This window comes from Sphaerothrix gracilis Ecp01 (assembly GCF_030405905.1).
GTDB lineage: Bacteria > Cyanobacteriota > Cyanobacteriia > Phormidesmidales > Phormidesmidaceae > Sphaerothrix > Sphaerothrix gracilis.
Window position 1 is genome coordinate 1 of sequence record NZ_JASATW010000068.1, and the last position, 3,687, is coordinate 3,687.

The 3,687-nt window shown below is 54.5% G+C and carries 3 protein-coding genes; all 3 read right to left on the bottom strand.

Translation table 11 applies throughout. From position 1 onward, the window contains the following. Positions 1 to 285: 285 nt before the first annotated feature. Positions 286 to 2,253, bottom strand: a complete 1,968-nt coding sequence (gene topA / locus QJQ48_RS27385) for a type I DNA topoisomerase (protein WP_346294395.1) — start codon at positions 2,251 to 2,253, stop codon at positions 286 to 288. Next, on the bottom strand, positions 2,250 to 2,903 hold the full coding sequence (locus tag QJQ48_RS27390) for a hypothetical protein (RefSeq protein WP_346294396.1): 654 nt from the start codon (positions 2,901 to 2,903) through the stop codon (positions 2,250 to 2,252). Before QJQ48_RS27390 ends, topA begins: the two co-directional genes overlap by 4 nt. A 63-nt stretch (positions 2,904 to 2,966) precedes the next feature. Next, on the bottom strand, positions 2,967 to 3,608 hold the full coding sequence (locus QJQ48_RS27395; protein WP_346293156.1) for a hypothetical protein: 642 nt from the start codon (positions 3,606 to 3,608) through the stop codon (positions 2,967 to 2,969). Positions 3,609 to 3,687: the final 79 nt, after the last annotated feature.

Here is a 3,687-nt window from a genome sequence, read left to right on the forward strand (position 1 = left end):
CAGCGCTTTACCTCTCTGCCTAAAGGCTTTCGCGGCGACGCCAGCCCGTGATGCTCACGGATAGCATTGGCATAGCCTTCTAGCTTATGAACGCACTGGAGAGCGATCGCTTTTGACTCGTTACTATCAGGCTTCATGACAAATGGCAGAAACCTGGCTTCGAGTGTTTCCATAACTAGAGCTTGAACATCCACAGGATGTTCACTGATGTACTCAATCAAGCGCTCTCTAATAGAGCTGGGCTGACCTTGAACGGTAAGTCTGATATCAATCCTTCTCATAAGCTCAAGCCGATAACTCCCCGTACTCTGGACTCCACCACTGCTCTCGGCTCGTCCAGAAGTAAGCCACCTTGTCACAGTCAGCTTTGTCGTCCGAACAGCGCAGCATGGCTTTAGTCGTGTCGTCTTTCTGGTAAAAATGCTGCTCCAGGGCAGCACCGCAAACTGGGCACTGATGCTTGGTCAGCTTGTCTTCTGGCAGGTCGCTACCAGGGGGATCGTAGTTTTTCTGCACGTAGCCCTTGGCCCGCTTCAGCGCGGGCTGAAAATACTCGCTGTTCCACTGGCACAGATACCGCTGCCAGTCTTTCTCTCCCTCTGAGATCGCATCTAGAGCCGCTTCCATTTCGGCAGTGAAGTCACTTTTAAGTAAGTCAGGGACGGTGGCCGCTAGCACCCGGTAGGTTTCCATTCCCAGCTTGCTAGGGGCAAGTTTTCGCTTAGAAATATGCACGTACTTACGGCTCTTGAGCGTCTGCACCGTAGCCGCAAACGTTGACGGTCTGCCTACTCCCAGCTTTTCTAAAGTCTGCACGAGCTGGGCCTCACTGTAGCGCGGCGGCGGTGAGGTTTTACGCCGCTCTGACTTGCTCTGGGCCAGCTCTAGTGCCTGACCTTCTTTAATCTCTGGTAATGCCTCATCACCCTTGAGGTTGTTCCAGTAGCGGGCATAGCCCTCAAATTCAACTATCTGGCCCTTAGCCTTCCAGTACACACCGCCAGACTCACTCACAATGCGAGTTTTGGCAATCCGCGCATGACGGCAGCACGCGGCGATCGCTCGGTGCCAGATTAGGCTATAGAGCTGATACTGCTTTTCCGATAACGCCTGACGAACGCTATCTGGATGAATGTCTAAGTACGTTGGACGGATAGCTTCGTGGGCCTCTTGTGCCCCTTTCTTAGCCCGGTAGGAAGCTGTCTGCTCCGGTACGTTTTCTGAGTCGTTCACCTCCAGCCAGGCTTTAGCCGTGGCCTTGAACTCATCTGAGAGCACTGGGGCATCAGTGCGGTGATAGGTAATCAAAGACTTACGGCCCTGCGGCAGATCTAAGCCTTCAAAGAGCTGTTGGGCCACCCTCATCACCTGACCTGTTGAAAAACCTAGCTTGCTACCTGCCGCCTGCTGCAAGGTCGAAGTCGTAAAGGGAGCTGGCGGCTTGCGATGAGTGGTACGCTGCTCTACCGACATCACCTGATGAGCTGACTTTTGGGCGATCTCCACCAGGCGCTTAGCATCGGCTTCTTGCCAGATTCGCCGCCCCTCGACAGCGGGCAGCTCATCAGCGGTTGTGGCATCGTCATCAGAATCTGCCTCATCACCCTCCTCAGCTTGCTCAGTGCCCAGGAAGTAGGCTTTGAAGCCTGCCTGATAGCGCACCCAAACCGACCAGTACGGCTCTGGCATAAAGTCCTGGCGCTCTTTCTCACGACGGCAAACTATTGCCAGCGCCGCTGACTGTACCCGGCCCGCACTCTTACCCCCGCTGGAGTTCCACAGCAGCGGTGATACCTTGTAGCCCACTAGCTTATCTAAGACCTGCCTAGCTCTAGCCGCATCGGCTAAATCCTGGTCTAGTGACTGGTCAGCGTTGGCGATCGCCTGGGTGACGGCTTTCTCCGATATCTCCGAGTAGCGTACCCGGCGCAGCTTGCTCTTTGGTAAGTGGAGCTGCTGAGCCAGATGCCAACCGATTGATTCACCTTCTCGGTCGGGGTCAGTGGCAATGCACACCTGCTCTGACTGTTTTGCCAGCTTGCGCAGCTTAGAGAGTACCTGTTTGCCTCGCTTACCTCTGGGCACATAGCGCGGCTCTACGCCTCTGCTGGTGATGGCAAAGCCTAGATTATCTTCGCCATCGTTCGCCAGCTCCGTGATGTGACCGAAGCTCGCCTCTACCCGCCAATCGCGGCCCAGAAAACCCTGAATCGTTTTGCGTTTAGAAGGCGATTCTAGAATAAGTAATTTCATAGCTCTAGCCCTGACTCATCCTGCTTTTCTTGCAATTGTTGGCGCTGGTTTTCCTGCTGCTGAACAGCGATCTCTTCCATCTTTTCGGCAGACTGATTCATCCGCTCTTGGTCTGCAGACGTTATTCCCTCAGCCTTGAGTACCTCACCCGCCTGAGCAACCAAAGAGCCGCCTGTCTCCTGGTTCTGGAGCACCCGTACATCACCCGCTTGAGTCGCTGAGTAGGTGTTGCCTTCGATGACATCAGTGCTACCTACCGTCTGAGTTTTGCCTGCTGCTTTGGCCGCATCCATGAAGCGCTCGGTCGATTGCGCTACTGATTGCGCTACGGGATCAGCCGGAGAGCTAGGCTCATCGGGTGATGTCGTTACCGTGGCTGGCTCATCCGGTGAGGGTTGGCTCGAACTCTCGGCTTCTGCAGTCACCTCAACTTGCCCCTGCTCACGCTGCTTATCGGCTGCGAAAAGGAGCTTTTTCTGACCGTCAGACGGCTCGTTGCCATAAACCTGTTCTCCAGCCCGGATTTTGGCTGCCGCTTCTGCTAAGTCAGTATCGCCACCTGCGCCCATCTCATCGGTGTATTGCTCTTTGAGCTGGTTGAGCATCCGACCATATTGGCGGGCTTGTTCTCCGCTTGATTGTTCTGCCATCTGCTTGAACCCAACACGTCAAGTCATGCCGCACTCGGCCTGAGTGCGGCTCATCAGCATCGTTCAGTTATGCGCGGCTTTGGCCTGCGTGGCTTTATGGGCTTGAAACTGTGACTCTAGCTCGGCTAAGCGGCTCTTGAGATTCTCCACCCAGCCTTGCGTAATCGGCTGTACGATACTGCCGAAAACCTTATCTTCCTCGCGGTCGCCATCAAGGTATTGCAGCATCACATTTGCCCTAGCCGGAACTGGAATTTTAGCCACTCTCTTAACGCGGGCAAAGCGCATCTGATGATTTTCATAGACACGTACCAAAGAATCGACAATCACCCCGTTCCTCAGCTTGCCGCTATTCTGAGCAGGCTCAGCTTGAGCGCTGATTGACCCATTGACTGAAGGCTCGAAGATGTCCCTGATGTCATCGAAGCGATCCTTCATGTCTTCCAGCCAGCCCCGTGTCACGGGCTGCACAATATTGCCGAAAACCTTTTCCTGATTCCCACCCTCTAGCTCGTCAAGATACTGCACCGTCACGTTTGGCCCTATGCCGGGTCTGCTCACTACATGCAGAACTCTGGCAAAGCGCATTTCATGCTCCCTATAGATCCGCACAAAAGACCCGGCTCGAACACCGTTCTTTAGCCTGCCGCTCTTTTGAGGCTTAGCTTGAACGGTAGATTGGCTCGCTAACTGCTGCGTAGTCATGAGGTTTTCTCCTTTTTTTGATAGTTCACTACAGCTCTAGGTCAGGAGCTGGCCGCTGTTGGCGGCGCTGCTCCTGTTG

Coding starts and splice junctions, on each gene's coding strand:
- QJQ48_RS27395 (WP_346293156.1), bottom strand. CDS start 3,608: ATGACTACGCAGCAGTTAGCGAGCCAATCTACCGTTCAAGCTAAGCCT.
- topA (WP_346294395.1), bottom strand. CDS start 2,253: ATGAAATTACTTATTCTAGAATCGCCTTCTAAACGCAAAACGATTCAG.
- QJQ48_RS27390 (WP_346294396.1), bottom strand. CDS start 2,903: ATGGCAGAACAATCAAGCGGAGAACAAGCCCGCCAATATGGTCGGATG.